We start from the raw sequence: 245 nt of genomic DNA, 5'->3' as shown, positions 1-245 counted from the left end.
CGCTGGAAGCGCGTGCTGGGCACCATCGAAAACGATGCCGGTGAAGCCTTCGGCCAGCTGTACGTCAAGGCCGCCTTCTCGCCCGAGTCGAAGGCCAAGATGGAAGAGCTGGTCAAGAACCTGGCCGCTGCGCTCAAGGAGCGCAACCAGGGCCTGACCTGGATGAGCGATGAGACCAAGGCCAAGGCCATCGCCAAGTGGGAAACCGTTACCCCGAAGATAGGTTACCCGGCCAAGTGGCGCGA

1 pseudogene is annotated in these 245 nt (G+C 62.4%); it reads left to right on the top strand.

What is annotated here, in order from left to right:
• A pseudogene (locus ACQG3P_RS21725) lies at window positions 1–245 on the top strand (peptidase); the annotation flags it as partial.

Source organism: Stenotrophomonas sp. SrG, from assembly GCF_050031795.1.
GTDB lineage: Bacteria > Pseudomonadota > Gammaproteobacteria > Xanthomonadales > Xanthomonadaceae > Stenotrophomonas > Stenotrophomonas rhizophila_A.
The sequence above is the reverse complement of the archived record's forward strand: the minus strand, read 5'-3'. Positions and strand labels throughout refer to the sequence as shown.